The 24,661-nt window shown below is 68.6% G+C and carries 22 protein-coding genes and 8 pseudogenes; 15 read left to right on the plus strand and 15 right to left on the minus strand.

Translation table 11 applies throughout. The features are described 5' to 3' along the window. Positions 1–130 precede the first annotated feature (130 nt). Complete coding sequence (locus H1D24_RS28600) at positions 131–280, plus strand: hypothetical protein (protein WP_181660594.1); 150 nt, start codon at positions 131–133, stop codon at positions 278–280. A 332-nt stretch (positions 281–612) separates the two neighbouring features. Beyond that, the gene (locus tag H1D24_RS28605) at positions 613–1,629 is read left to right on the plus strand and encodes a WD40/YVTN/BNR-like repeat-containing protein (RefSeq protein ID WP_181660595.1); all 1,017 of its coding nucleotides are present in this window, start codon (positions 613–615) and stop codon (positions 1,627–1,629) included. Positions 1,630–2,281: 652 nt separating this feature from the next. Here H1D24_RS28605 and H1D24_RS28610 read toward each other — a convergent pair. Next, positions 2,282–2,527 (minus strand): hypothetical protein, encoded by a 246-nt coding sequence (locus H1D24_RS28610; protein WP_181660596.1) that lies wholly within the window; start codon positions 2,525–2,527, stop codon positions 2,282–2,284. Positions 2,528–2,873: 346 nt separating this feature from the next. Here H1D24_RS28610 and H1D24_RS28615 point away from each other — a divergent pair. The 4 genes and pseudogenes from H1D24_RS28615 to H1D24_RS28630 form a co-directional block, all read left to right on the plus strand. Then, positions 2,874–2,994: pseudogene (locus H1D24_RS28615) on the plus strand (GntR family transcriptional regulator); the annotation flags it as partial. 475 nt (positions 2,995–3,469) lie between these two features. Beyond that, a complete protein-coding gene (locus H1D24_RS28620; protein ID WP_309484474.1) occupies positions 3,470–4,156 on the plus strand; it encodes an RNA polymerase sigma factor in 687 nt (228 codons plus the stop codon). Beyond that, on the plus strand, positions 4,153–4,764 hold the full coding sequence (locus H1D24_RS28625) for a hypothetical protein (RefSeq protein WP_181660598.1): 612 nt from the start codon (positions 4,153–4,155) through the stop codon (positions 4,762–4,764). Before H1D24_RS28620 ends, H1D24_RS28625 begins: the two co-directional genes overlap by 4 nt. A gap of 91 nt (positions 4,765–4,855) precedes the next feature. Continuing rightward, positions 4,856–5,108: pseudogene (locus tag H1D24_RS28630) on the plus strand (GntR family transcriptional regulator); the annotation flags it as partial. A 432-nt stretch (positions 5,109–5,540) separates the two neighbouring features. Here H1D24_RS28630 and H1D24_RS28635 read toward each other — a convergent pair. Together H1D24_RS28635 and H1D24_RS28640 are read right to left on the minus strand one after the other, a co-directional pair. Further along, the gene (locus tag H1D24_RS28635) at positions 5,541–6,542 is read right to left on the minus strand and encodes an IS481 family transposase (RefSeq protein ID WP_181660599.1); all 1,002 of its coding nucleotides are present in this window, start codon (positions 6,540–6,542) and stop codon (positions 5,541–5,543) included. After that, entirely contained in the window at positions 6,539–7,753 is a 1,215-nt protein-coding gene (locus tag H1D24_RS28640; RefSeq protein WP_181660600.1) for an MFS transporter, read from the minus strand. The genes H1D24_RS28635 and H1D24_RS28640 overlap by 4 nt, the downstream gene beginning before the upstream one ends. A 68-nt stretch (positions 7,754–7,821) precedes the next feature. Here H1D24_RS28640 and H1D24_RS28645 point away from each other — a divergent pair, with 68 nt between their 5' ends. After that, complete coding sequence (locus H1D24_RS28645) at positions 7,822–8,217, plus strand: MerR family transcriptional regulator (protein WP_181660601.1); 396 nt, start codon at positions 7,822–7,824, stop codon at positions 8,215–8,217. A 10-nt stretch (positions 8,218–8,227) separates the two neighbouring features. Here H1D24_RS28645 and H1D24_RS28650 read toward each other — a convergent pair. From H1D24_RS28650 to H1D24_RS28665, 3 genes and pseudogenes are all read right to left on the minus strand, one after another. Then, a pseudogene (locus H1D24_RS28650) lies at positions 8,228–8,665 on the minus strand (LLM class flavin-dependent oxidoreductase); the annotation flags it as partial. A 929-nt stretch (positions 8,666–9,594) separates the two neighbouring features. Continuing rightward, positions 9,595–10,554 (minus strand): hypothetical protein, encoded by a 960-nt coding sequence (locus H1D24_RS28660; RefSeq protein WP_181660603.1) that lies wholly within the window; start codon positions 10,552–10,554, stop codon positions 9,595–9,597. Positions 10,555–11,216: 662 nt separating this feature from the next. Beyond that, positions 11,217–11,900, minus strand: a complete 684-nt coding sequence (locus H1D24_RS28665; RefSeq protein WP_181660604.1) for an MOSC domain-containing protein — start codon at positions 11,898–11,900, stop codon at positions 11,217–11,219. 309 nt (positions 11,901–12,209) lie between these two features. Here H1D24_RS28665 and H1D24_RS28670 point away from each other — a divergent pair. Both H1D24_RS28670 and H1D24_RS28675 read left to right on the plus strand, forming a co-directional pair. Beyond that, positions 12,210–12,422, plus strand: a pseudogene (locus tag H1D24_RS28670) (DUF899 family protein); the annotation flags it as partial. A 283-nt stretch (positions 12,423–12,705) separates the two neighbouring features. Next, the gene (locus tag H1D24_RS28675) at positions 12,706–13,440 is read left to right on the plus strand and encodes a dienelactone hydrolase family protein (RefSeq protein ID WP_181660605.1); all 735 of its coding nucleotides are present in this window, start codon (positions 12,706–12,708) and stop codon (positions 13,438–13,440) included. A gap of 244 nt (positions 13,441–13,684) precedes the next feature. On the opposite strand, the pseudogene H1D24_RS42755 reads toward H1D24_RS28675, so the two are convergent. After that, positions 13,685–13,925 (minus strand): annotated as a pseudogene (locus tag H1D24_RS42755) (CBS domain-containing protein); the annotation flags it as partial. Between the two features lie 398 nt (positions 13,926–14,323). Continuing rightward, a complete protein-coding gene (locus H1D24_RS28685; protein WP_181660606.1) occupies positions 14,324–14,788 on the minus strand; it encodes a MarR family winged helix-turn-helix transcriptional regulator in 465 nt (154 codons plus the stop codon). Positions 14,789–14,933: 145 nt separating this feature from the next. Here H1D24_RS28685 and H1D24_RS28690 point away from each other — a divergent pair, with 145 nt between their 5' ends. Both H1D24_RS28690 and H1D24_RS28695 read left to right on the plus strand, forming a co-directional pair. Then, positions 14,934–15,536, plus strand: a complete 603-nt coding sequence (locus H1D24_RS28690; RefSeq protein WP_181660607.1) for an ester cyclase — start codon at positions 14,934–14,936, stop codon at positions 15,534–15,536. Between the two features lie 60 nt (positions 15,537–15,596). Next, positions 15,597–16,745, plus strand: a complete 1,149-nt coding sequence (locus H1D24_RS28695; RefSeq protein ID WP_181660608.1) for an extracellular solute-binding protein — start codon at positions 15,597–15,599, stop codon at positions 16,743–16,745. A 124-nt stretch (positions 16,746–16,869) separates the two neighbouring features. Here H1D24_RS28695 and H1D24_RS28700 read toward each other — a convergent pair. From H1D24_RS28700 to H1D24_RS28725, 6 genes and pseudogenes are all read right to left on the minus strand, one after another. Next, positions 16,870–17,070: pseudogene (locus tag H1D24_RS28700) on the minus strand (nuclear transport factor 2 family protein); the annotation flags it as partial. A gap of 65 nt (positions 17,071–17,135) precedes the next feature. Continuing rightward, positions 17,136–17,660 (minus strand): GNAT family N-acetyltransferase, encoded by a 525-nt coding sequence (locus H1D24_RS28705; RefSeq protein WP_181660609.1) that lies wholly within the window; start codon positions 17,658–17,660, stop codon positions 17,136–17,138. 128 nt (positions 17,661–17,788) lie between these two features. Then, positions 17,789–18,454, minus strand: coding sequence for a response regulator (locus H1D24_RS28710; protein ID WP_181660610.1), 666 nt, complete (start codon positions 18,452–18,454; stop codon positions 17,789–17,791). Next, positions 18,451–19,437: a sensor histidine kinase gene (locus tag H1D24_RS28715; RefSeq protein ID WP_181660611.1), complete on the minus strand. Its 987-nt coding sequence runs from the start codon at positions 19,435–19,437 to the stop codon at positions 18,451–18,453. The genes H1D24_RS28710 and H1D24_RS28715 overlap by 4 nt, the downstream gene beginning before the upstream one ends. Positions 19,438–19,844: 407 nt before the next feature. Continuing rightward, complete coding sequence (locus tag H1D24_RS28720) at positions 19,845–20,681, minus strand: ABC transporter permease (RefSeq protein ID WP_181660612.1); 837 nt, start codon at positions 20,679–20,681, stop codon at positions 19,845–19,847. Next, complete coding sequence (locus H1D24_RS28725) at positions 20,678–21,616, minus strand: ABC transporter ATP-binding protein (RefSeq protein WP_181660613.1); 939 nt, start codon at positions 21,614–21,616, stop codon at positions 20,678–20,680. Before H1D24_RS28725 ends, H1D24_RS28720 begins: the two co-directional genes overlap by 4 nt. 134 nt (positions 21,617–21,750) lie before the next feature. Between H1D24_RS28725 and H1D24_RS28730 the strand changes: the two are divergent. From H1D24_RS28730 to H1D24_RS28745, 4 genes and pseudogenes are all read left to right on the plus strand, one after another. Next, positions 21,751–22,345: pseudogene (locus H1D24_RS28730) on the plus strand (GTP cyclohydrolase II). A 49-nt stretch (positions 22,346–22,394) separates the two neighbouring features. Then, positions 22,395–22,700 carry a DUF2218 domain-containing protein gene (locus tag H1D24_RS28735; protein WP_181660614.1) on the plus strand — a complete coding sequence of 102 codons (306 nt, stop codon included), beginning with the start codon at positions 22,395–22,397 and terminating at the stop codon, positions 22,698–22,700. Between the two features lie 253 nt (positions 22,701–22,953). Beyond that, positions 22,954–23,179: pseudogene (locus H1D24_RS28740) on the plus strand (4-hydroxy-2-oxovalerate aldolase family protein); the annotation flags it as partial. A gap of 140 nt (positions 23,180–23,319) precedes the next feature. Then, a complete protein-coding gene (locus tag H1D24_RS28745) occupies positions 23,320–24,093 on the plus strand; it encodes a 2-keto-4-pentenoate hydratase (protein ID WP_181660615.1) in 774 nt (257 codons plus the stop codon). A gap of 42 nt (positions 24,094–24,135) precedes the next feature. On the opposite strand, the gene H1D24_RS28750 is transcribed toward H1D24_RS28745, so the two are convergent. Further along, a partial coding sequence (locus H1D24_RS28750; RefSeq protein WP_181660616.1) for an RNA-guided endonuclease InsQ/TnpB family protein occupies positions 24,136–24,661 on the minus strand: 526 nt, incomplete at its 5' end.

Below are 24,661 nucleotides of genomic sequence, written 5' to 3' on the forward strand. Positions count from 1 at the left end.
ATCGATCACAGAGCCCCGAAATGTTGATGAGAAGTGGCACCACTGCGGGGCAGGCCGTCCTTCGGATCCGCAGTCAGTGGGGCTTCGGGCGGTCCTCGGGCACCGGTTGTGGTCCTCCCCGTGCCGGATCGTGGGCGACACGGCCGCGGACTTCCTGGACCGCCCGCCGCACGCCGATGGCGGAGCGGCCCTGCTGCCCGGGCCCGAAGCACCGGTGCTGTGGAGCTGCGACAACGGCCGCGGCTTCGACGTAGTGCGGTTACGGGGTGACCGCGGCTGATCAGACACGCCTGATCAGCCGGCCACCGTCGTGATCTTGTCGACCCGTGCGGAGCGAGGCGTTGTTCTGAGTCCAGGGTGGGAACCTCCCGGGGGGCTGCGGTGTCTAGAAAGTGAGCGGGGCCGAGGGGCGGGCTCGCCGCAGCCATAGGGGAGCCCATGCGCCTGAACAGCTCGTCAGCTCTCGTCGCCGTCACGACCGTCGTTTGCCTGACGGCATGCGACACCGATGCAGCCGGGCCGGCCGCGAAGCGTCCGTCGTCCCATTCGGCTGCCGTACCGTCGCTTTCTCCGCCGGGCATTCCCTCGGCGCCTGAACTGCCAGGGCGGGCCGTGTCCGTGGCGTTCGCCGACGAGCACAGCGGATTCGCCGTGATGGGGGGATGCACGGGCCAGGAGACCGAGGCGAGCACTGACGACGACCACGCCTGCCGACAGCATGTGGCGGTCCTGGAGGACGGAAAGTGGCGGTTGGGCACGTCTCCGCTGCCCGATCCGAGTGGTGGTGACGGCTTCACCGCCGATATCTTCGCACTGGGCCCGGGCCGGGCGTCGATCACCGCGGGGACGGGCAGGAACCCAGACCGCACCTGGTTCACCGACGACGGCGCCAGGACCTGGAAGAGCGGCACGACGCGGGTTACCGGCACCGTGCGGGCCGTGCCGGAATCGGCCCAGCTCACCTGGGACTGCCTGAAGGCGGAGGAGCAGGGAGGGTGCGGCCGTAGCCGACTCGTCGTGACGATGCCGGACAGCGGCCGGCGCAAGGCGCTGGCCGCGCAGCCTCCGCTGGCCGGGGTGGTGCTCCCCGCGGGCTCGTCGAACAGCGGTGCGCTGTGGGCCTCGGGCCTGGACGCCAGGACCGGCGCATCGGCGCTCGCCGTCTCGCACGACCAGGGACGCACCTGGAGGGCCAGCAAGCTGCCCGGCCCGAAGGCGACGACTCCCGGCTGGGGGCTCCAGGTCGTCGAGGGACAGGACGCCCTCTACGCGGCCGAGCCCGGACAGCTACCGGAGGAGGAAGAGGTCAAGAACGGCCTGCGGGCGCTCTACCGGAGCACGGACGGTGGCCGCAGCTGGGCGCGCGTGTGGACATACCGCCCCGGACACGAGCCTTTGTCCATCCTCGGGGACCCCGTGGCCGCCACGGACGGGAGCCTGACGATACATGGCGAGAGCGGCGTCTACCGCAGCACGGACGGCGGCCGCAGCTTCCGCAGGACAGCCGACGCAGGCCCGCCCGGAGCACCGTCTCGGACCCCGATCGGCTATCTCGGCAGCCTCGGCCAGGGCTCGTACGAGGTCTCCGCCGACGGCATCCACTGGCACACCTTCACCCTTGGAGGCTGAGAAGCGGCCGCCACAGCTGCATGCGGGTGCGGTTATGGCGGCCGGCCGCACCGGCGAACGCCGAGGGCGCCCCAGCGAGCTGCAGGGCCCGGTTCGACAAGCCCGCATGGACATCACGGCGAATCGCCGCGTACAGATCGACCTGGGTGGCCACGTCCCGGTATCGCCCTGGTGCGGACCGCTCATTGCGGAACAACGCATGGCCGCAACATGCATCGGTGCCCGGAGAATCGCAAACACCAAAGCAGAAGGTCCATTGCTCCTGCCCCAGCAACATCTGGTGAGAACAAAGCAGCGCGCAGGGGCAGGCCAGCACGGGGGGACCAGCCTGACCCTGCGCGCGAGGTCCGCGTTCTTCCTAGACAGCGGGCCTGCTGACCCTCATAAGTCGGGTCAACTCTTACAGCGCCCTGTAAGCCAGGAGTGTTACGCGCGCCCACGGATCGCCTCGAAACCAACGCCCTTGTGCAGAACCGCTCCTGTACATCCGATACGCCTACGGGTGGATCACCCAGTTCAGGCTCTACCGCCTCACTGGAAGCGTGCACAGGGCGATGGCGCATGCCGGTCAGTGAACGATGTCGGTAAGCGCACGGAGTGAAGAGGCACAGACTGGACGGAGCGTCAGCCACCGCGCCAGTCCGCGACCCTCCTAGTGCCAGTCGATGTCGGACAGGCTCCCGAGAGGCTTCCGGTCTGCGAGGGCCTCGGGCACCGCAAGCGTGTCTGCCTTGCGCAGGACGGCGGGGAAGCGGAAGCGGCCTCGGCTCTCCACCTCGCTCAAGGCGACCTGGTACACGCGGAATTCATCGAGATCCAGGGCCTCGAGCTGGTTGAGATTCTGTGTCAGCAGAAAGGCTCGGCTCTTGAGCTGTCCCTGCTCGGAAAAAGCGATCACCTTCCACCATCCTCGATCGGGGCGAGGCCGAGGGCGATGAGCGCGGGGGCGGTGCTGTCAGTCACGGCTGCCTCCCGTCCAGCGCGCGTGCGGTCGTTCCGCGCGCTGGACGGGGGGCCGCACGGGCGAGGAAGACCTGCGGTTCAGGCAGTTCTGGGCTACGCCGACGCAGGCGGCAGCGGCCGCCGCTGCAGCCGGACGACAGCAGGTCCTGGACGGTGCTGTACGAGAACTGCAGCAGCGAGGACGAGCCGATGGCGCGGCGCCTCATCGAGGAGCACACCAGCGCCCTGAACACGGCTTACCGGAACGCGCCATGGCTCGCCGCCTCCATCCGCCACACGACTCTCTCCACTTCTCCTTCGAGCGGCGAGCGGGGGCACCGGGACTCGGTGTTCGTGGACGAGTCACAGAAGTGGTTCGACGCGCTCTGGGAAGCCATCACCACGGACCTGACACTCTCCTAGTGACATCTGATACGAGACAGACCGATCTGATAACAGAAGAGATCGAAAATCTGCGGGAACTGATCGGGCATGCTCGCTACGCCTGTTCCCTTCGATGACCGATCTGCAGGCTGTTCGCGGGACACGTGGCGGAGCTGATCGCAGAGGGTCCGGTGCGCTGGCTTGAGGAACGGGGATTGCACGGTCTGCTGACTGAGGTAGAGCGCGAGGCACCGGACCGGCACGAGAATGCTGCGCGCGGTCGACTGCAGACACGCTGGCAGCGATCTCATCGCGGAACAGGACATGAAGGCACTGCTGCGGGCCCTCGACCCGGAACTGTGCCCGGTTGTCGTCATGGGCGACGCGGACTTGCTGAGCCGCCTCAGGAGCCGGATGTAACACTCGGCGGGCCGGCGGCCAAGACAAGGGTGACAGGCCGGTACGGGCGACCGTCCCAGCCCCCTTGCACCTCATGGACTCCTTGGAGGAACGGGTGCCCCGACCCGACCGACATCCCAGCCCCGGCCGGCACGATCCAGAGCCGACCGCCCCCGCCCGCACCGACCCGGCGGCCTTCCGGGCCTTCTGCGACGAGAACTTCGACGCCCTGCTGGGTTTCGTGACGCGTCGTGTCACCGACCCGCATCTCGCCGCGGACCTCACGGCCGACGTCTTCCTGGCCGCGCTGGAGGCGGCCGACAGCTTCGATCCCCGCCGAGGGGCGCCCAGGGCCTGGCTGTACGGAATCGCGCGCAACGTCCTGTCCGGGCACTTCCGCAGCAACGCGCGCGAGCGCGACGCGGTCGCCCGGCTGAACGGGCGCCGCCTGCTGGACGAAGAGGACATCGCGGCCCTGGAAGAACGCATCGACGCGGAACGCGCGGCCCGGGAACAGGCCGTCCGGCACCGCGCACTCAGCAAACCACTGCGGGAGGTCGTCGACCTCGTTGCAGTCGACGGCCTGACGCCCCGCGAGGCCGCCGCGGCCCTCGGCATCAGCCTGGCCACCGTACGCGTACGACTGCACCGCGCCCGCCGGATCCTGCGCGCCGTTCCCGCCGCGCCACCGCCGGCGGCCGTCCCCGCCGCGTCACCCGCCGTGCGGCGGCCACCCGCCCCCGTATCGACGCCGTCGCCCACCACCTGCCGCCCCGAAACCACCCTGGAGACCACGCCGTGACCAGCACCCTCAACACCCCCCACCCCACCGGATTCCAGCAGCGCCTCGGCGACGAACTCGAATCCCTCGCCCTCCTGACGTCCGTCGCCGCCGAGGCCCGGCCCGCCCCGCGACGGACCCGGCCCGCGCGCCTGCGGCTGCCCCTCGCCGTCGCCGGTGTCGCCGCCGGCGTGGCCGCCGCGGTGGCCCTGCCGGTCTTGTCCCTCCCGGGTCAGGGGGCGCAGACGATCGGCTCGTCCGCGTACGCGGTCACCAAGGAGAGCGACGGCACCCTGCTCCTGCGCCTCGACAGCCGCGACGGCCTGGAAGGCTTCCAGAAGGCGCTGGACGAGCTCGGCGTACCGGCAACAGCCCTGGAACCCAGCGCCTCCTGCACCGAGCCTCGGCCCGAGGTCATTCCGGGCGCGTCGACCGGGCTGCGCGGGGCCGAGAAGGGCGACCCGCCGAACTCCATCCGGATCGACCCGGACGGCTTCCCGGACAACGGCCACCTGCTGCTGACCGCCGGATTCGCCCCGGACGGACGCATGGCCGTCCTCGCCGTGTCGGTCGTCAAGGACATCCCCAGCTGCTTGCCGGGCAGCGGGGACATCGTCCGGGTGAAGTGACCGGCCACCAGGTCCCTCCGCTCTGACCCTCGTGGACGGCTTCCCTCGCCGCCCTCCATCACCATTCCACTGATTAAGCAGTGGAATGGTGATGGTGATCTTGGAGTTCCGCATCGACAAGCGGAGCGGGGTCCCGCCTATCAGCAGATCGCCCTGCAGACCAAGCAGGCCCTACGCCAGGGCGAACTGGTCCCGGGGGACCGGCTGCCGACGGCCAAGGAAGTCGCCGAGACGCGGTCAACCCGAACACCACGCTGAAGGCGTACCGGGAGCTGGAACGCGAGGGCCTGGTCGAGCCACGGCCGGGCCTGGGCACCTTCGTACGCCGGTCGCTGGCCCGTCCTCGAGAACATCGGACTGCGGTGAGTAACGGCCGTACCGGACGCGGTCGCCGGACTCCGACTCAAGAAGCCCCTTACCAACGGCACAGAGCCTGCCGCTACTGACCGTGCGAACGCGATGCATGTTGTTGCCGGTGCGCTCTCGTGGGAGGGCAAGGAGTCAGTCGCCCGGTCCGGCCGGGCCAAGCCGTGCCCGGCCTTCCCGCCCAATGCCGAGAGCCGCACATGGTGCTGGCACGCCCCTCGGCGGGGATCCGTCCGCCAGCTCTTCGCCGTACCGGGCTCTGCGCGCGGCGGGGCGGGGCGGCGATGAGGTCCTCGTAGCGCACCGTGTGGCCGGGCGGCGCCCGGCGTGCGCAGGCGGCGAAGCACTGGCGTAATAGCGGGGTGTGACGTGCAGCGACCGGGAACAGGGATCCGGTCACAATCGTTCACCTAGTTGTATGAGGCCATGACGTTGGCGACGACTTGGTCGAGTGCCGCAGCGGGCGGTTTGCCTCCGGTGGCTCCGTGGGGCCGGTGGTAGTTGTAGTGGACGTTCCACACGGCCAGGGCGTCGGAGCGTTGTTGTTCGGATGTCCATGTGCATGAGTAGAGGAACTCTTCGGCCAGGATCCGGTTGTACCGCTGGACTTTTCCGTTGTGCTGGGGTGTGTACGCCTTGGTCCGCTTGTGTTTCGCACCGAGCAGGGATCGGGTGAAGGCGTCGGCACGGTAGCAGGATCCGTTGTCGGTGACGATTCGCTCGACGCGGGTGATTCCGTGGGCAGCGAACCACACCCGCGCCCGATGCAGGAACGCAATCGCCGTCGACGCCTTCTCGTCGGGCAGTGGTTCGGTGTAGGCGAGGCGGGTGTGCCCGTCGATCGCCGAGTGTAAGTAGACGTAGCCGCGTTTGTCGCTCTTGGCCTTGGTGCGAGCGGCGGCGCGGGCTTGGTCGGAGTCGCGGTCGTGGGCGCGCCAGCCGCCACCGTCGGGGATGCGTCCGACTTTCTTGACGTCGACGTGCACCATGTGCCCGGGCCGCTTCGCGATGATCGTCTGCGGGGTCCGGTTGGTGTCACCGTTCGGGTCGATGAACCGTCGACGGTTCAACCCCAGCTGCGCAAGCAGCCGAGTCACGGTGCGCCGACTGATAGTGACCTCGATGTCGTTGAGTTCGAACGCAATCCGGGCCGCGGACCATTTGTGCTCACGCCGCATCCGCTCAACCATCTTGACCACATCGGCCGGTGTGGCCGTCGGTTGCCGGTGCGGCGTCGAGGACCGGTCCACTAGCCCGAGTTCACCGTGCTTGCGCCACCGGTTGACCCACTTGGACGCGCACGCCCGAGAGATACCCATCTCCGCGGCCACGTGCGCGATCGGCCTGGTCTTACACCGCTGGACCCGCCGGCGACGCCCCTCAACCGACAGTGGTGCATTCGAGTGTGTCATGGTGCGTCCTGGTCCGCTGTGGCGAAGGCATGCTTTCGCGTGAGCGTGATCACGGTCAGGCTGAGGACTCCGAGCGCTGCCGCGGCGATGGCGTCGGCGGCGATGTTGACGCGCTGCAGGAGTATGCCGCCGATCATGCCGCCGAGTGCCATGGCCGCGTTCCACAAGGTCACAAGGATGGCCTGCGCGGTGTCGGCGATGGCTGGGCTGCGTCGCATCCCGGCATGACCGGCTGCGGTCTGAAGGAGCGTGGGTGTACCGCCCCATCCCAGGCCCCACGCGACGGCTGCGACCCAGACGACGGCCTGTGCCGTGGTGGCGGCGAAGGCTGCCGTGGCGACAGTGAACAGCGTTGCGGCGGTCAGCGCGAGCCCACGAAGGTGTCTGTCGATGTGACGGCCGGTGTACCAGATGCTGACCAGGCATGCGATGCCGAAGGCCAGCAGGATCGCGTCCACTGCCGTGGCGAGGCCGGCGTGCCGCAGGTACGGCGCGATGTACGCGTAGATGATCGTGTGGCCGAGGACGAAGGTCACGACGACGACCATGATGGCGGTGACACCAGGGACCCGGAGCGTTTGCCGGGCTGTCGGCTTCGGCTCTTCAGCTGTCGTCGTCGGCTGGCTGATGGCGGGAACGCTGAACGTGATCCACCCGATGACGGCGAGGGCGATCACTGAGACGGCAGCGAAGGACGCTCGCCACCCGATCTGTTGCCCGATCAGCGTCCCGGCGGGAACACCTAGCGACAGCGCCAGGGGGATCCCGGTCATCACGATCGCGATGGCACGGCCTTCCTGACCGGGAGGAGCGATACGCCGCGCGTATCCGGCAAGGATGGCCCACGCGAGTCCGGCGGCGACGCCGGCGAGGAACCGCGCGACGAGCAGGACCGCGTAACCGGGCGCGGCAGCGGTGAGCGTGTTCGCGACCAGGAAGACGGTCATGGCGCCCAACAGCAACGGCTTGCGCCGAATTCCCGCCGTGGCAGCGGCCAACGGTATGGCGGTCAGGGCTGTCCCGGCGGCGTACACGGTGACGGCCTGGCCCACCGCACCGGAGCTGACGCCGAGAGAGGAGGACATCTGCGGGAGGACGCCCGCCGGGAGGGTCTCGGTCAGGCTGGTGATGAAAACCGCGGTGCCCAGTGCCAGGAGCGCGGACCAGGGCAGGACGTGACGTCTTGTCGGAGAGGCTGTTGTGGTCGTCATGCACTGATCGTGAAACCCTCACATTGATGTGATGGTCAAGCTCGGGCCGCGCGGCTACTCTCGAGCATGTGCGGATCGGTGAACTGTCCCGCCTGACAGGCGTGTCCCGGCGCCTGCTGCGGTATTACGAGGAGCAGGGCCTGATCGTGCCGGATCGGTCGACGAACGGATACCGTGACTACGACGAGCGGAATGTGGACCGCGTGAAGCAGATACGCGGTCTGCTGGCGGCGGGGTTGCCGACGCGGATCATCAAGCAGATCCTGCCGTGCCTGGACAAGCCCAGGTCCATTCACTTCCCGGACGCGACCCCGGAGATGCTGGCGTTGCTGACCTCGGAGCGGGACAAGCTCACCGATCGGATCGAGATGCTCACCCGTAACCGGGACGCGATGACCGAGTACTTGACCGAGGTGGAGCAGCATCGCGCCCCGGTTGCACCCGGTCAACTTCACAGTACCTGAAGCCAGTTCCTCACCGGACAACCTCCTGGACAATCCTGTCGGCGTCGTCCGGAAGCACCGCGGGGCGCAGCCGAACCCCGCTCAGGCCGAACTGCTCACGCCAACGGGCGAGTTCTTGGGCGAGGCGGTCCGCGGTTCCGACGAACACGTGCGTGTCCGGTACCCAGACGAAGCCGGCGGCTTCGTTCAGCCTGGCCAGCCTGGCCTCCGCGTGCTCGTCCGTGTCGCCCAGGACAACCGCCACGTCCGCGTACACCTCGGTCCCGGTGGCGTCCGCCGTCAGCTTCTCGATTTCTCGAAACGCCGTCAGGAGCACGGGAATCGGGTGCTCTTGCGACGGAGTCACGAAGACCCGGTCCGCGACGGCGGCAGCGAGTCGATACGGCTCCAGGGCATGGTGCGCGAGCACCGCAACCTTCGGGGTGCTCGGCACCGGGACGGTCAGCGGGCCGGCCGCCGGGGTACCTTTCCCTCCCGGTGAGCCGCAACGGCGCGACCATGTCCCGGTGCAGGAACGTGTCCCCGGAGCTCAGGCTCTCGGCGGGAAACGTCCTCCACAGCTCGCGCACTGTTCGCACGTGGTCCTCGGCGTCACGAAAGAGATCCCGGAGCCGGCGAGCGATGCGAGTCGGGACGTACACGTCCTCGGGCCGCAGCTGAGGCGTCGCCAGTCCACCGACCACCGTGGCATCGCGCGCGTCGGCGGAAACCTGCGGCCGCCACACCACCCGGCCCGGCCCGATTGCCGCCAAGGACGCCATCTGGGCGGCGACGTGGAACGGGTTGGTGTGCGTCACGTTGCGCGAGACCACCACCTCGCTGATGTCTGTCGTTGCCAGCAGGACCGCTGCGGTGACAACAGGATCGAGCCTGCCGCGCACCCGGTCATGGGCCTGGTCGGCGGTACCGAACCGGTCGGTCTGCAGGCTCAGGCCGTCCTCGAGCGTGACGAAGTCGATGCCACCTGCCGCGGCCGCGCGCCCCCAGTTCGTCCAGTAGCCGCCCTTGAAGACCTCTTCGGCATCCGTCACCGACGACATCAGCCACGAGGCAGGGTGCCAACCCGTGCCCTCCAACGCCAGGCCGAGCCGAAACGAGCCGGGGTTCATCGAGTCCCTTTCCATGACTCGATTGCACAACCATCACACCGATGTGAAGGTCAACCCGTCAACAACCTCCTGACCCGCAACAACTAGGAAACGGCCTCATGTGAAAACGGCCTGGTTGGGCGAGCTGCCAGTATCCGTCCACGCGTCCAAGGTGCTCATTGAGACTGAGCAGCCGATCTAGCGGCTGAGCATGTGACTTGGCGGGACTGGGCAGTGCAGATGGCGGGCGGAGTAGCGGTCCCATCGCTGTGCTGTGCGGTGTACCCCTTCAACCTGCCGGGTGCTGAGCGAGGGACCAGCGGACGGGGTGACCGTCGGGGCCGTCGGTGAGCCAGGAGCCGTCACCCAGGAGCTCCAGTTCGTACGGGCTGGCTACCTCGACGGCGATCTCGCCGCTGACCGTACCCATCCTCACGTCGATCAGGTGGTAGCGGTACCACTCCTCCTCATCCTGGCTTTCACCGCCCAAGGTGACGACGGCCGTGTTCGGGGTCAGATAGCCGCCGCTCCATTCCACGAACGTCTCCTCCGGGTCATATCCGAAGGCCTCGACGGAGAGAGTGAAGAGCCGGTCCCCGCTGGGGTGGCGGTGGAAGGCAACATCCCGCTGACCGTGGTCGACGGTCATGAACTGCCGCCCGCCCGGCGCCAGGTCGATCAGGCAGCGGTCCCACCACGGGTATGTCACGAACTCCGGCTCGCCGCCGGCCCCGACTATCCCCCGGAGAATGACGGCACCGTCCTGGCCCTCGCCGATGTCGAGGTAGACGCTGCCGTCCACGGGGTGTACGTGGTGGCCGGCGCCGTGCCCAACCGTCTCCAGCTCCCGGCGGACGAGGGCCACCCCGCTATCGGCGTCGTGCACGACCCACTGGTCTTCGCCCCCGCGTCCCGCCATCGCGTCCGGCCGGTAGACCCACACAGTCCGGCCGTCCAGAGAGAGCGCACAGCCAGGCCGGTGGCCATGGCGCACGTCGGAGTGCGGCTCGAAGTCCGACGCCCACACCAGGTCACCGGCGCGCGTGAGGCAGACGACCCTGTTCAGGGTCGTGTACACGACTCGCTCCAGATCAGGCCGCACCGCCGACTCCACGACCTCGTCGCCGACCCGCGGCTCGAACACCGCGGCGGGCTCGAGCGTCCCGAAAGCGCCGCGGTCCTTCAGATAGGCACGGATCTGCCCGTCGCGGTGTCGCGTGATGACCTTCGGAGGGGGCGCAGGAATCATCCGCTGAGGCTAACGCCCAGCTCAGGCCGACTGAGAGCCAGGGCGGTGTGCAGGCCGAGCGTAAATCGGCTACTCAGCCGCCCCAAGTCACGTGCTCAGCCCTCTAGATCGGCTGCTCAGTCTCACTCATCCACCTTATGCGAGGGTGATGTCGTGGCGCCGGATCGCGTGCTGGCGCGTAGCGCGACGACCAAGGGGTCCGGTCTCCCCGAGCACGGGCTTCCGGATCGCCTCGTGATAGCAGCCGGGCCGTGCCACGGTTTCAAGGTCGATCAGGATCGTCCTCGCAGGCAGACCCCAGATTGCTCCACCGCGGAGACGCGCTGGCGATGTACGATTCCGGCGCTATCCAGGGGTGGGACTCACAGAGTGGGGGGATCGATGGCCCTGACGTTGTTCAGCGGTCCCACCATGTTGGCTTCAGCTGGCCCCGATTCGTGAAGATCGGCCCCGCCACGGACGGCTTGAATTGGCCCCACCTATCCGCGACGCGTTGCTCGGCGGCGGGGTCAACTGGAACCGTCCGTACCGCTGCCTTCACAGGTGGTACCGCCGCAAGCCGCCACGATGGGGCCGCTGGTAGACGTCACAGCCAGCCATCTGCTTACTGAGCACTCCAGTTGCCAGATGACACTGGAGTGCTCAGTCACAGTTGATGACATTCAGTCGAGCCAGCGGGCCTTGTCCCCGATACGGACATGGCCGGGTTTCTCGACCGCCGCGTACACGCCGAGGGTGTTGCCGAGCTCGCGGGCGACCCAGCGCAGCACGGCGCGGTCATGCGGGACGGTCGGAGTCTCCTTGGTGATCATCACGCAGCGGTCGCACCCCTCGGTGAAGCGCAACCGCAGCGTGCCGATGGCCATCCGGCGGCCGATCCAATCGTGCTCGGGGTACCCGGCCGCGTGGTCGCCGGGCACGTCGTCGAGCACCAGGTTAGGCCGGAACCGGCTGGCGTCTATCGCACTGTCTGGCAGCGTCGAGCCGAGGCTGCGCAGCGCCGTCGTTGTCAATACATGGAGCGCGGCGTCAGGCCGGTGCGGCTGGTGCTCGACCAGCGTGACCTTGGCCTGGACAGCCGCACTGAGCCGACTGGCGGCGTCAGGCGCATCGGAGCGGAACCGCTGGCCGTCCGGCAGGACCAGCTCGGCCACGCCCGGCCCGAGGGTGACCGCCCGCAATCGCATGAGCGCCGGAACAGCACCGGCCCAGGTGACCTCTCCCCGCTCGTCGTGGACGGCGATGCCCCGGTCACCCTCGATCCCGAGCACACCGACCGTGGCTGCGGTCAGTCGCTCACCGCCCACCGACTTCACCGGATACCGCAACAGTTGGTCGACCCGCATCCATCGCCCCCTTGATCCCAGCGGTCCGGCGACCGTAGTCGACGGTGATGGGATCTCTGAAATCGGCCAGGGGTACTCGTCGCCTCACTCGGTCCGTTGTTCAACCGAGTGGGGAGTTCCAGCGAGCACTGCGCGCGTCGTCGTCCGGGCCGCCCTCTCTGCGAGCGCGTCTGTGACCTTGTCAGTCCGACGTGGTCCGTGCGGGCTCGGCCGACGGCGCCCCGCTGCGATGAGTTTCGGCCGGGTCGCGAGTCTGTTCTGGTGACCGTCGTAGGACGCTGCCCGGCACGAGACACCACGGAGGACACCATGACGACCACACCGGACGACCCGACCACCGCGCTGCCCGGCCGCCCGCCCGTCGTTGACCTGGCCACCTGGCAGACCGCCCGTGACGAGCTTCTGGTCCGCGAGAAGGCCCACACCCGCGAGGGCGACGCCCTCGCCGCGGCCCGCCGCCGGCTGCCGATGGTGGAGTTCGACGGAACGGTCGAGGTCGTCGGACCCGACGGCCCGGTCCCACATGTGGTATGACGGCGCGCCGGGCCTCGCCTCGGGAAGCCGTGATGAGGCCCCCAGTAGCCCTGCGTAGTGTTCCGACTCCTCGGCATCCGGCCACGGAGCCCGCGCAAGAACCCGTTTGGCGGACCACCGCGACCACTGCTACGTTTCCGGAGGCCGTGCTAGAGAACGAGGAGGTGGTACCCGTGAACGCAGTATCGACATGGGTGCTCTCCTCCGGGGTCACGGTCGGGCGCTAGGTCGTCCGGGAGCGCCGCTCTGAGCACTCCCGAAAGGCACGACCGTGCAATTCACTTCTGAACAGCGTCTCGACGACGGTGTCCTCGAGCGCACATTCACCCTCGGCGAGATCCCCGGCATCCTGTGGACGCCCGCGTCCGCATCCGCACCGGTGCCGCTGATCCTGCTCGGCCACCCCCCGCTTGGACTGGGCAAGATGTACCCCCGGCTGGCGTGCCGGGCCCGGCACGCCGCGGCGGATGGCTTCGCCGCGGCCACCATCGAGCTCCCCGGGAGCGGTGACCGGCCCCGTTGGGCCGCCGCCGAGCAGGCCCGCGCCGACCTGCGCCGGGCTATGGAGGCCGGCGAGCCGGTCGGCGACGAGATCATCGACGCCCTCATCCTCCCGCTCGTCGCAAAGTCGGTCCCGGAATGGCAGGCCGCCCTGGACGCCCTCCTGTCGCTGCCCGAGATCGGCGGCCCAGTCGGGTACTCGGGGGGAGTGATTTCCATCGGCATCCGGCTTGCGGTGGTCGAGCCGCGCATCTCGGCCGCCGTTCTGTTCGCCGGGAGTCTCGTGCCCGTCGCCATGTTCGAGGATGCCCGCCGGGTCACCATTCCGCTGCACGTCCTGCTGCAGTGGGACGACGAAGGAAACGACCGGCAGGCAGCCCTGGACCTGTTTGACGCCTTCGGCTCCAAGGACAAGACGTTGCACGCCAACATGGGCGGGCACACCGGCGTCCCGCAGTTCGCGGGGGACGCCGCGGCCCGGTTCTTCGCCCGGCACCTGAAGTAAGACCCGGGCCGCCAGGCCCGGCCGACGGTAAGCCGTGTTGGCCAGGATCCTGCTCGTCGAGGGCAGGTCCCGGTGCTCCTGTGCTGTTTATGCCGCGGGCCCCTGCCGACTCGGCAGGGGCCCGCGCTGCCCGAAGCCATGAACTGTTCGATTTCTGCAGCGCTTCGGGTGCTGCCCACACTCGTGTCCAGGTGCCGTTTGGTTCTCGTGAACAAAACCAGGCGTGACACCGAGCCGCTTGCTCTTACCCCCGTGCCGGGTCCAGGAGGCGGGCCAGAGAATCGTCGAGGGTGACCAGGCCGGTGAGCCGCCCGGTGCCGTCACCGACGACGGCGAGGCAGGCGCGGCGCTGGCGCAGCTGCTCGATGGCGTGGCCGACCGTGTCCTGCCCCGCCAGTTCCGGTACCGGGCGTGCGAGGTCGCGGGCGGTGACGGCCTTGCCGCGGGCGCAGGGCGATCAGCGCGTCGCGGGTGTGGACGCAGCCGTGCATCTTCGGCAGCACCGGCGCGAGCAGCACCGCGCCGAGGATCGGCAGACAGCTGCCGGCCATCAAAAGCACGACGCGCAGACGGCTCCCGGCTTCGGGTGCGGGCTTGATGCTCGGGGCGGCGGCACCGTCGGCGGGCGCGGGTGGGGAAGCGAATCCGGGCATGCGAGGCCTCCACGAGGGCGGTAGCGAGGGCGCGGAGCCGCGCTGGCCTGGTGGCTTCGCCACGCGGCGGGGTGCTGGTGCACCCAAAGGGAATGCGCCCGGGAATTCGGGCGTCGGGAACTGGCACGACTATGGGCCAGGCCGCTCCCGGCGCCCACCCCCTGCGCGATCGAAGTCCTGGATGGCGTTCATCGAATCCGGAAATGCTCCGACGGCGCGGTCGGCGCGAGCTACATCTTGCGCTCGACGATCCGGCGTTGGATCTCGGCGAAGCCCTCGGCCAAGACGTCCAGTTGCTGTGGGGTGAGGGCATCGATGACCAGTTCGCGGACCAGGCTGACGTGACCGGGTGCGGCGCGGCGCATCAACTCCATGCCGAGCGGAGTGATGGTGGCGATCACTCCGCGGTCGTCAGTGGCGCAGGCTCCGCGACTGACCAGGCCCTCCTTCTCCAGTTGCACGATCTGGTAGGTCAGGCCGCTTTTGGTGACCGCCAGCGTTTCGGCGAGCGCCAGCATCCGCATCGACCCGTCGGGGGCGGCGGCGAGGCGGGCCAGAATGCCGTACTGCACGTGGGACAGCCCGGCATCGGTGCGCAGCTGCTGATCGAGCACCCGGTTGAGCAGCGTGCTGGCGGTGACGTACGTGAGCCACGCCTGCTGCTCGCTCTGGTTCAGCCACTTGGATTCGTTCACACGCCCAAGCTACCACTGTTTGTTCAAATTGGAACTGCCTGCTAGCGTCCGGATAGTTCAAGTTCGAACGTCTTGGTCGGCGCGGCGCCATGGTGGCGTGCACGCGGCTGCGGGTTCGAGACATCGGTTTTCAAGGAGGAATCACATGATCGATCGTCGTGGTCTGCTTCGGGGCGGCGGCGCTGTCGCCGCGGGTGCACTTGCCATCACCGCGGTGGAAAGCGGCAGCGACCCGGCGTTCGCGTCGGTCATGCCCGCGCTGATGGGCAACCCGGCCGAGACCGGCGAGTCGCTGGGCTTCCCCAAGCACCTGACCCACCAGGAGCGGCGCAATCTGGAGACCTTCGACGAGCTGGACTTCGTCGTCTTCTCCGGCCAGCAGTGGGACCGAGTCCGCGAAAGCCACTCGGACAACATCCGCGCACACTGGCCCGACGGGCACTACACCGACGGCCTGGCCGCGCACATCGAGGACATGAAGTTCCAGTTCACCTTCGCGCCCGACACCCGCGTCGTCGAGCACCCCCTCCGCGTGGCCAAGGACAACTTCACCGCCGTGACCGGCGTCGCCACCGGCACGTTCACCAAGCCCATGCCCGACGGCAAGGGCGGCCTCATCCCGCCCACCGGCAAGAAGTACGCCATCAACATGGTCACTGTCAGCATCTGGAACAGGCACGGCGTGATGGACGAGGAATTCGTCATCTACGACCAGCTGACCTTCATGCGGCAACTCGGGCTCGCCTGACCTCCGATCACTCCTCAGTAACCCAAAGCCACAGCACTTCTCAAACCCTCGGGAGCTGTCATGAAGCCCATGCGCAAGACCGTCATCGGAGCCCTCGCCCTCAGCGTGCTGGCGAGCGGCGCCACCGTCGCCCTCGCCGACACCCCCTCCCGCCATGCCGACGGCACGCGCGCCGTCCCCATGAGCGAGCAGGCGCAGCTGCAGAAGCTGTACCAGCAGGCCCTGGCCGAGGGCGGCACGCTCACCGTGTACGCCGGCGGCGACACGCCCTACCAGGCCGACTACCTCCGCGACGCCTTCCTCAAGAAGTTCCCGAAGATCAAGTTCAACATGGTCACGGACCTCAGCAAGTACCACGACGCCCGCATCGACAACCAGATCGACGAAGGCAGAGTCGTCGCAGACGTGGCCCAGTTGCAGACCCTCGACGACTTCCCCCGCTGGAAGAAGGAAGGGGCGCTGCAGAAGTACAAGCCGGTCGGCTGGGACAAGGTCTACCACCAGATCAAGGACAAGGACGGCTACTACACCGGAGCCATGTTCTTCGGCTTCGCCAACGTCACCGCCACCACCCTCGGCAGCAGCGCGCCCGTCGAGGCGAAGGACTTCCTCAAGCCTGAGTTCAAGGACAAGCTCGTCTTCACCTACCCCAACGACGACGACGCCGTTCTCTACTACTTCAAGCAGCTCACCGACAAGTACGGCTTCGACTACCTGAAGAAGCTCATGGCGCAGAACCCGAAGTTCGTCCGCGGCACCGCGGCTGCCTCCGACACGGTAGGTACCGGCGGCTACGTGGCGAACTTCGCCAGCGCCGGCAGCTTCTCCGGCCTGTCCACCACCAGCATCCCCCAGCACAGCCCCTGGATAGCCTGGCCGCAGACCGCCGCCATCCTGAAGAAGGCCCCGCACAAGGCCGCCGCCAAGCTCTACCTGAGCTGGCTGCTGTCCAAGGACGCCCAGCAGAACTCCATCGGCACCTGGAGCGCCCGCACCGACGTCGCTCCTCCCGCCGGCCGCAAGAACATCTTCGAGTACAAGAACATGAACCCGCTCGGCCTCGGCACGTTCATGAACGACCGCACAGCCCTCGACCGCTACAAGGCCCGCGTCACCCTCTACGTCGGAGACGTCAAGGGCGCCGACCCCGCCGACCCCGACGGCGTTCTCGGCCCGTACCCGATCAACCGCGACGGCACCCAAGGCTGACCACTACCCGCGTTCGGCCTTCAACCGCCGTACGCACGCCGGTTGAAGGCCGACATAGACTGCGGGTTCTGGCGCCCTCCCGGCGCGGGAACCCGTAGCCGACCGGGTCGGACCGGGGCACAGCTCAGAACATGGTGTTGTCGTTCGCCGATGTCTCCGGCACCTCCTGTACGACGTCCCAGTGCTCGACGATCTTCCCGTTCCGTACGCGGACGAGGTCCACGACCGCGCTGCCACGCTGGCCCGGCGCCGGGATGAGGTGGCTGTGGACAGCCACCAGGTCTCCCTCGGCGATGACCCGCTTCGAGGTGTACGTCAGTTGCGGTCGAAGCGGGCTCCGGCGCGGACGAGGGCAGCTCGTTGAGCGTCCCGAGGTCCTCGCCGCGTGACCTACCTCAAGTCATCCCGTACGGACTTTTCGAGCAGCTTGAACGACTTGGGCGTACCGCCCGGCTGCGGCTTGCCCTCCTTGCGTCCCACAACCCGATAGCCGGCGTTGAGGTAGTACGCACTCAGGCGTGCGTTGGTGGCCAGGCAGTCCAGACGAACCAACGGTCGGCCCGCCTCGGCCACGCGTCGCGCCGCGACTCGCAGAAGCTGCCGCCCTGTCCCGGGCGGGACACTTCTGCGGTCCACCATCAGCCGGTGCACATAGCCAGCCGTCGGCGGCTGCGGCCCCCAGGCGTCCTCGTCCTCCCACCAGAGCTCCCAGGCCCCAACCACACGATCGGCAGCCTCCGCGAGCCATACCTCCCCGCTCCCCATGATCCGGCGGAAGTGGTCCCCGTCAAGCTCACCAGGCTGCCACTGACCAGTGACGCCTTGGGCAAGCATCCAGCGGGCCGCATCGTCGCGCAGACGCACGACGGCGGCAAGATCGGCGTCGTCAGCGAGACGGAAGCGTAGATCGTTCACGCCGCGATCTTCGCAGAGGCGTCCGCCCCTGCCTCTCCGGCCGCAAGGGGGCTTCCCCGGAAGAAGGACAGGCACTCATCGCCACCTGAGCGAGCTCAACTGATCCACAGGTATTGACACTTACTCCCTTACCCCCGAGCGAAGCCGGTCTGATAGGCGATCACGACGAGTTGGGCACGGTCCCGGGCGCCGAGCTTGGCCATGATGCGGTTCACGTGCGTCTTGGCCGTCCAGGGCGAGACGTGGAGACGCTCGGCGATGGCGTCGTTGGAGAGGCCGGCGGCCACGAGGACGAGCACTTGGCGCTCGCGTTCGGTCAGGCTCGTCAGTTCCGGCACCGGAGAGCCCTTGTGGTCCGGTAAGGCGAGGTAGCGGGCGATCAGCGCCTTGGTCGCCCTGGGTGACAGAAGTGCCTCGCCCCGGGCGACCAGACGGATGGCGTCGAGGAGGTCGGCGGGCTCCACGCCCTTGCCGAGGAACCCGCTGGCCCCGGCACGCAGCGCCTGGAAAACGTACTCGTCTGCTTCAAAGGTCGTCAGGATCAGCACTCTTACGCCTGCGAGGTCGTCGTCGGCTGTGATGGCGCCGGTGGCGGCGAGGCCGTCCATGTCGGGCATCCGGATGTCCATCAGCACGACGTCGGCGACGGTGCTGCGGGCCAGCCTGACCGCTTCGTCGCCCGTCGCCGCCTCTCCGACGACCTCCAGCTCCGGCTCCGACTCCGACTCGATGATCATGCGGAAGCTGGCACGGACGAGGGCCTGGTCGTCGGCGAGCAGAACGCGGATGGTCATGCGGGTCTCCCCCGCGGGGTGGTCGCATCCAGAGATGTATCCGATCCGCTCGGAACGTCCGCCGGCGTTTCATCTTCCGGCAGCGGCAGACGCACCTCGAGGCGGAAACGACCGCTGGCGCCCGCTCCGGCGCGGAAGCTGCCGCCGACCGCGTGGGCGCGCTCGCGCATGCCCGTCAGCCCGTGGCCGGTGCCCTGGGCTTCCGGGACCGGGCCGGTGCGTACCGGGTTGGAGATCTCGATGTGCAGCGCGTCGGTCCGGTAGTCGACGAGCAGGGCCGCCACGGCGCCGGCGCCGTGCTTGTGGGCGTTGGTCAGCGCCTCCTGGATGACGCGGTAGGCGGCCAGGTCGACGGCGGTCGGCAGGGGGCGCGGTCGGCCGGCCTGCCGGTGGCGGACGCTCAGCCCGGCGGCGGTCAGCGATTCGAGGAGCCGTCCGAGGCTGGACAGGCCGGGCACGGGTTCCGTCGGATGCGCCTCGTCCGCCTCGTCGCCGGACTGTCGCAGTACGTGCAGCAGCGAGCCCAGTTCGTCCAGCACCGTGCGGCCGCCTTCGCGGATGTGGGCGAGCGCCACCTCGGCCCGGTCCGGCCGGTCACGCAGGAAGTGCCCGGCGACGCCCGCCTGAATGGTGATCAGGGCGATGTGGTGGGCGACCACATCGTGGAGTTCCCGGGCGATGCGCAGCCGCTCCTCGGCGACCCGGCGGCGGGCCTCCTCTTCCTTGCGCGCTTCCGCACGTAGTGCCCGCTCCTCCATCGCGGCCGTGTAGTCACGCCAGGTGCGCACGGTGCCGCCGACAGCGGCGAACGTGCCGACCCAGGCGAACACCGCGCCGCCCTCCGGGTCGGAGGCGGAGTTCATCGGATAGGCGACGACGACGTACAGCGCGGTGGCCGTGAGGGCGGCGGCGATCACCGCGGTCCGACGCCGGACCGTACGGGCCACGGTGTAGACCGCGATCAGCGCGGAGACGGCGAGCACGGGTGATGGACGGGAGGCGAGGACGGTGAAAGGCGGTCTCGCCGAGCACCGTCAGCGCCAGGACGGGCAGCGGTGCCCGTCGGCGGGCCAGCAGCAGGAGGACCGCGGCCCCGGCGGCAACCGCGTCGGCACCTGACGGTGCTTCGCCGTCGGGCCCTCGTCCGAACAGCAGGTAGAGCAGACCGCCGGCGCCCACGACGGCGGCGAGGGCGGTGTCCAGCAGGCGTGGCTCGACGCCGGTCACCCGTCGCCACGACGCCGGGCCGGTCACGGCTGCACCGTCCCCTCGTACCTAGTCGCCTCGTACCGAGTCCCCTCGTACCGGCGGACGGGACCACCCGCCCGTATGTCAGAGGGGTACGAGCGGGCAGTCGGAGTGCCTGCGGTGATGTGCTCAGGCATCGGACTCAGGCATCGCGCCGCTTGAGCAGGACGGCCGCGCCAGCCAGGAGTACCACGATGTACACGGCGAACACTGCCAGTCCGGTCCCCGGTGACAGCGAGTCACCGGCCGTCTGCACGGACATGACCGAGTTCGCCGCGTTCGACGGCAGGTTCGGGCCGATGGCGTCGTTCCAACTGCTGGGCAGCAGCTGGATCAGGCCGGGCACCACGAACAACGCGCCCACCACGAGCGTGATCGCCCCGGCGGTGTTGCGCAGCAGGACGCCGACCGCCAGACCGATCAGGCCGGCACCGGTCAGGTAGACCGCCGCGCCGACGACCGCGCGGAACACCCCCGGATCGGACAGCGCGGCGGTGTCCATATCGCGGGAGGAAAGCACCGACTGGCCGGCCAGGAAGGCGCCCAGGGCCGCGACGAACATGAGCACGAAGCTCACCACGGCGAAGACGACCACCTTGCCCCACAGCACCGGCAGGCGTGACGGGACTGCGGCGAGCGTGGCGCGGATGGTTCCGGTGGCGTACTCGCCGGCGCTCATCAGCACTCCGAGCACCGCGGTGGCCAGCGCGGCGAGCATCACTCCGCCCAGGGTGATCGAGGTCGGGTCGCTGAAGTCCTCCTGATCGGGGCCCTCTCCCGAGCCGACCAGGCTGCTGAACAGCAGCCCGAAGCCGATGAGGAGGGCCACCGTGATCGCCAGCGTGAGGGTCGTCGAACGCAGCGACCTCAGCTTGATCCATTCCATGTGAACGACTCGCGGAAAGGTGACCCGCTGGCGGTCCACCGACGGGCGTTCCGTCCTGTTCGTGTCCTGCGGGGCGAGGTCTGTGGTGCTCATCGGTTCGTCCTTCCCGTCGTGACGGGCTCCGCGGTGGTGGCGTGGTATTCGACGGAGTCGTGGGTCAGCTCCATGAACGCCTCTTCCAGCGAGGCCTCCTGACGGAACAGCTCATGCAGGACCAGGCCGGCGGCCGCGGCGCGTTCCCCGATCTCGGCCGCCTCCAGTCCGGTGACGTCCAATACGCCGGGCTCGCTGACGGAAACCGTGACGCCGTCGCCCAGCAGCAGGGCACGCAGGTCCGCGGCCTGCGGTGAGCGCACCCGTACGCTGCGACTGGCGGACCCGGCAATGAAGTCGGCGAGCAGACCGGCGGACAGCAGCCGGCCCCGTCCGATCACGATCAGGTCCTCGGCGATCAACGCCATCTCGGTCATCAGGTGAGAGGAGACGAAGACCGTCCGCCCCTGGTCCGCGAGGCCCTTCAACAGGTTGCGGATCCACAACACGCCTTCAGGATCAAGGCCGTTGACCGGCTCGTCCAGCATGACGACCTGCGGGTCACCGAGCAGCGCCGAGGCGATGCCCAGCCGCTGCCCCATGCCCAGCGAGAACCCGCCCGCCCGCTTGCGGGCCACCTCCGTCAGCCCGACCATGTCGATCACCTCAAGCACCCGCCGCTTGCCGATGCCGTTGCTCGCCGCCAGAGCCAGCAAGTGCTGATATGCCGAGCGCCCTGGGTGGATCGACTTCGCCTCCAGCAACGCCCCGATCTCCTGCAGCGGGGCCTTGTGCTGCTCGTACGGACGGCCGTTGATACGCGCCGTACCGGACGACGGCCGGTCAAGGCCCATGATCATCCGCATCGTGGTCGACTTGCCCGCGCCGTTGGGCCCGAGGAACCCCGTCACCACTCCAGGGCGCACGGAGAAGCTCAGTGCATCGACTGCGAGCTTGTCGCCGTACCTCTTACTGAGGTCGTTTACCTCGATCACAATCCACCTCACATTTTTGAGGCTTCAAGGTTCTCGAGGAAAGCGGGCTCCGGCGTCAGCCCACGGCGTGCACTGCGCGTACCACGACCGCAGTACGCCATCACCCGGCACCACGACCGTGGGGCGATCCGCGCATCGCGGTCGGCGTGGTCGAATTCAAGGAGGCCGTGACCTTCCACGGTCTGGCCGACGGCAAGGAGCACGTGGCGCTGGTCCTCGGCGACGTCACCGCGGGCCCGGCACCGCTGGTGCGGCTGCACTCCGAGTGCCTGACCGGGGATGTGTTCGGCTCGGCTCGCTGCGACTGCGGCCCGCAGTTGCGCGAAGCCGTGCAGCCCATCGCCGCCGCCGGAGGCGTCCTGCTCTACCTCCGCCAGGAAGGCCGGGGCATCGGCCTCTACAACAAGCTCGACGCCTACGCCCTGCAGGACGCGGGCCTGGAAGTGTACGAGGCGAACAGCGCGCTGGGCCCTGCCCGAGGACGGCCGCGACTACACCGCCGCCGCCCAGATGCTCACCGCCCTCGGCGTCGCCGAGCTGGACCTGCTCACCAACAACCCTGACAAGGCCCAGCAGTTGCGGGACCTGGGCGTCGCCGTTCGCTTCATCCGGCGTACCGGTGTCTTCGCCACCAACAACACCATCCGCTACCTGCACGCCAAGGCCCAGCACACCCACCACACCATCGCCCTGCCCGAAAGGGCCACGGTCACTGCACTGGCCGCCTGACCGCACCACAACAGTGGGCCCACCCGATCTCTCCACCCAGGAGCCATCCATGCCTTCCTCCCTCGGCCGTGTCACCACCGACGCCGCCCCGCGCTACGCCAAGCAGTTCGCCTCGCACTTCGGCCGCAAGGTCCCCGTCGAGGAGACCCCCGACGGCGACCACCGCCTCACGTTCCAGGACACTAAGGTCGTACTCCAGCCCGCGGACGACCACCTGCTCATCCGCGTCACCTCACCCGACGCGACCACGCTCACCACCATCCAGGACGTGGTGAGCAGCCATCTCGAACGCTTCGGCCGCCGCAACGAGCTGACCGTCACCTGGGACGAGCCCACCGATGACAGCGCAGGGTGATCGACGGCTTCTGCTTCGGCCTGGCGAAGTGGTCCGTCGAGGTCGGCTGACCCACGCCCTTCCGGCTCCGGACTCCCGTAAAGCACCATCAACAACCCCGCCTGTGCAAGCCCAGGAAGGAGGTATGGCCATGAAGGCCGTCATCATCACCGGCTTCGGAGCCGAGCCGCACCTCACCGCCTTGCCCGCACCGCAGCCGGGCCCCGGGTGAGCTGCTGGTCCGCCTGCATGCCGCTGCACTCAACCCCTTCGACTGGAAGGTCGCGAGGTACGTGTCGACCGCGAGACCCTCAGACTCGGCTACGCGGGCGTGTACTCCAGCTTCCTCCGCCACGCCGAGACCGCCGCCCACCCGGTACGGCCTGGACACCCGCTCCATACTCGTCGAGGTCGGCCGCCGCGGAATGGTCGGCGGCCAGGAAGACATGATCACCGACATCGCACTCGATCTGGCATCCGGAGCGACTGCCAAAAGCTGACACCTCTGCGCACCTGTGATGTGCGAGAACTTCGCCTTCCGAAATGTGGAAGCAGGCTAGGTCGGCGACGGGGACCGATCCAGAGTGGTCCGTACAACATCCGCAAGAAGGAGGGGTGACGTGCCCGAGGAGCGTGTGACATGAGCGTCGCCGAGACCACGGTGGCGGAGCTGGCCGCCCGGCTGACCAAGGCAGTGACCGACCGCACGGCCATCGAACTGCTGTCGGCCGAGCACCCTGAGCTCGACGTTGCGACCGCCTACCGGGTACAGCGCGAGCTGCGATCCGCCGTGGGCCCGCTCTCGGGCTGGAAACTGGGCCTGACCTCGCGGGCCAAGCAGGCGCAGGTAGGGGTGGACAGCCCCATCTACGGTTTTCTGGCCGAGGCGAACGCCGTGAGCCCGGGCGAGCCGCTCGACACGGCGTCGCTGATCCAGCCGCGGTGCGAGCCGGAGATCGTGTTCGTGCTCGGTCGCGACCTCGCCGGGGCGGACGTGACCGCAGCGGACGTGGTCGCTGCCTCGTCCGGTGTGGCGGTCGGGATCGAGGTCCTCGACTCCCGTTTCACGGACTACCGGTTCACGATGGCCGACGTCGTCGCGGACAACACCTCGGCCGGAAGGTTCGTCGTCGGCGCCCCGGTCGCCCCGGAGGGAATCGACCTCGATCTGGTCGGCGTGACCATGGAGAAGAACGGCGAGGTCGTCGGGACGGCGACGGGCGCCGCCTCCCTCGGTCACCCGGCCGAAGCGGTGGCGTGGCTGGCCCGGCAGCTCGCCTCCGAGGGCGAGGGCCTGCGTGCGGGCGAGGTCGTCCTCTCCGGAGGGCTGACCGCAGCGGTCCCGGTGAGTCCGGGCGATGTCGTCGTCGCCTCCGTCGACCGGCTGGGCTCGCTCCGGCTGGACTGCAGTTGAAGTGCTCTCCTCCCTTCGCAAGCTCAGGAAGGAGATTCCCACCTACCTTGCGGTGGCGGGCTTGACGCGTTTCCGCGCCTGACGACTGCACCTTCCGGCAGCCGGGATCGCCACGAGGCCGATCCGGTATAGGTGCAAGATGTTCCGGGCTGCGTTCCAGTCGGCGTTCGCCTCGAATCCGCAGCCGGTGTTCTTGCATACGAACGTGGCCTGGTCCTGTCGGCTGCCCGGCGTGGTGAAGCCGCATGCTGAGCAGCGCTGGGAGGTGCCGGGGGCGGGGACTTTGACCAGGGTACCGCCGTACTGGGCGGCCTTGTAGGTCAGCATCGTGACCGTGCGCCCCCATGCTTCCTGGCTGATGGAGCGGTTCAGCCCGGCCTTCTGCTTGACGTGCTGGCCTGGCTCTTCGAGGGTGCCCTTCGCGGACTTGACCATGTTCGTGATGGTGAGTGCTTCGACCACGACCGTGCCGTACGTGCGGGCGAGGTAGGTGGTGGTCTGATGCTGCCAGTCAAGGGCGCGGCGCGTGGCTTTTGCGCGGAGCTGCTTGATCTGGTCGTAGGTGTGT

The sequence above is a fragment of the Streptomyces himalayensis subsp. himalayensis genome, from assembly GCF_013778455.1.
GTDB classification, from domain to species: Bacteria; Actinomycetota; Actinomycetes; order Streptomycetales; family Streptomycetaceae; genus Streptomyces; species Streptomyces himalayensis.

Excerpts from the sequence above, each read along its gene's own strand:
- H1D24_RS28635 (WP_181660599.1), bottom strand. The coding sequence starts at position 6,542 with ATGACACACTCGAATGCACCACTGTCGGTTGAGGGGCGTCGCCGGCGG.
- H1D24_RS28640 (WP_181660600.1), bottom strand. The coding sequence starts at position 7,753 with ATGACGACCACAACAGCCTCTCCGACAAGACGTCACGTCCTGCCCTGG.
- H1D24_RS28660 (WP_181660603.1), bottom strand. The coding sequence starts at position 10,554 with ATGATTCCTGCGCCCCCTCCGAAGGTCATCACGCGACACCGCGACGGG.
- H1D24_RS28665 (WP_181660604.1), bottom strand. The coding sequence starts at position 11,900 with ATGCGGGTCGACCAACTGTTGCGGTATCCGGTGAAGTCGGTGGGCGGT.
- H1D24_RS28690 (WP_181660607.1), top strand. The coding sequence starts at position 14,934 with ATGATCGATCGTCGTGGTCTGCTTCGGGGCGGCGGCGCTGTCGCCGCG.
- H1D24_RS28695 (WP_181660608.1), top strand. The coding sequence starts at position 15,597 with ATGAAGCCCATGCGCAAGACCGTCATCGGAGCCCTCGCCCTCAGCGTG.
- H1D24_RS28710 (WP_181660610.1), bottom strand. The coding sequence starts at position 18,454 with ATGACCATCCGCGTTCTGCTCGCCGACGACCAGGCCCTCGTCCGTGCC.
- H1D24_RS28720 (WP_181660612.1), bottom strand. The coding sequence starts at position 20,681 with ATGAGCACCACAGACCTCGCCCCGCAGGACACGAACAGGACGGAACGC.
- H1D24_RS28735 (WP_181660614.1), top strand. The coding sequence starts at position 22,395 with ATGCCTTCCTCCCTCGGCCGTGTCACCACCGACGCCGCCCCGCGCTAC.
- H1D24_RS28745 (WP_181660615.1), top strand. The coding sequence starts at position 23,320 with ATGAGCGTCGCCGAGACCACGGTGGCGGAGCTGGCCGCCCGGCTGACC.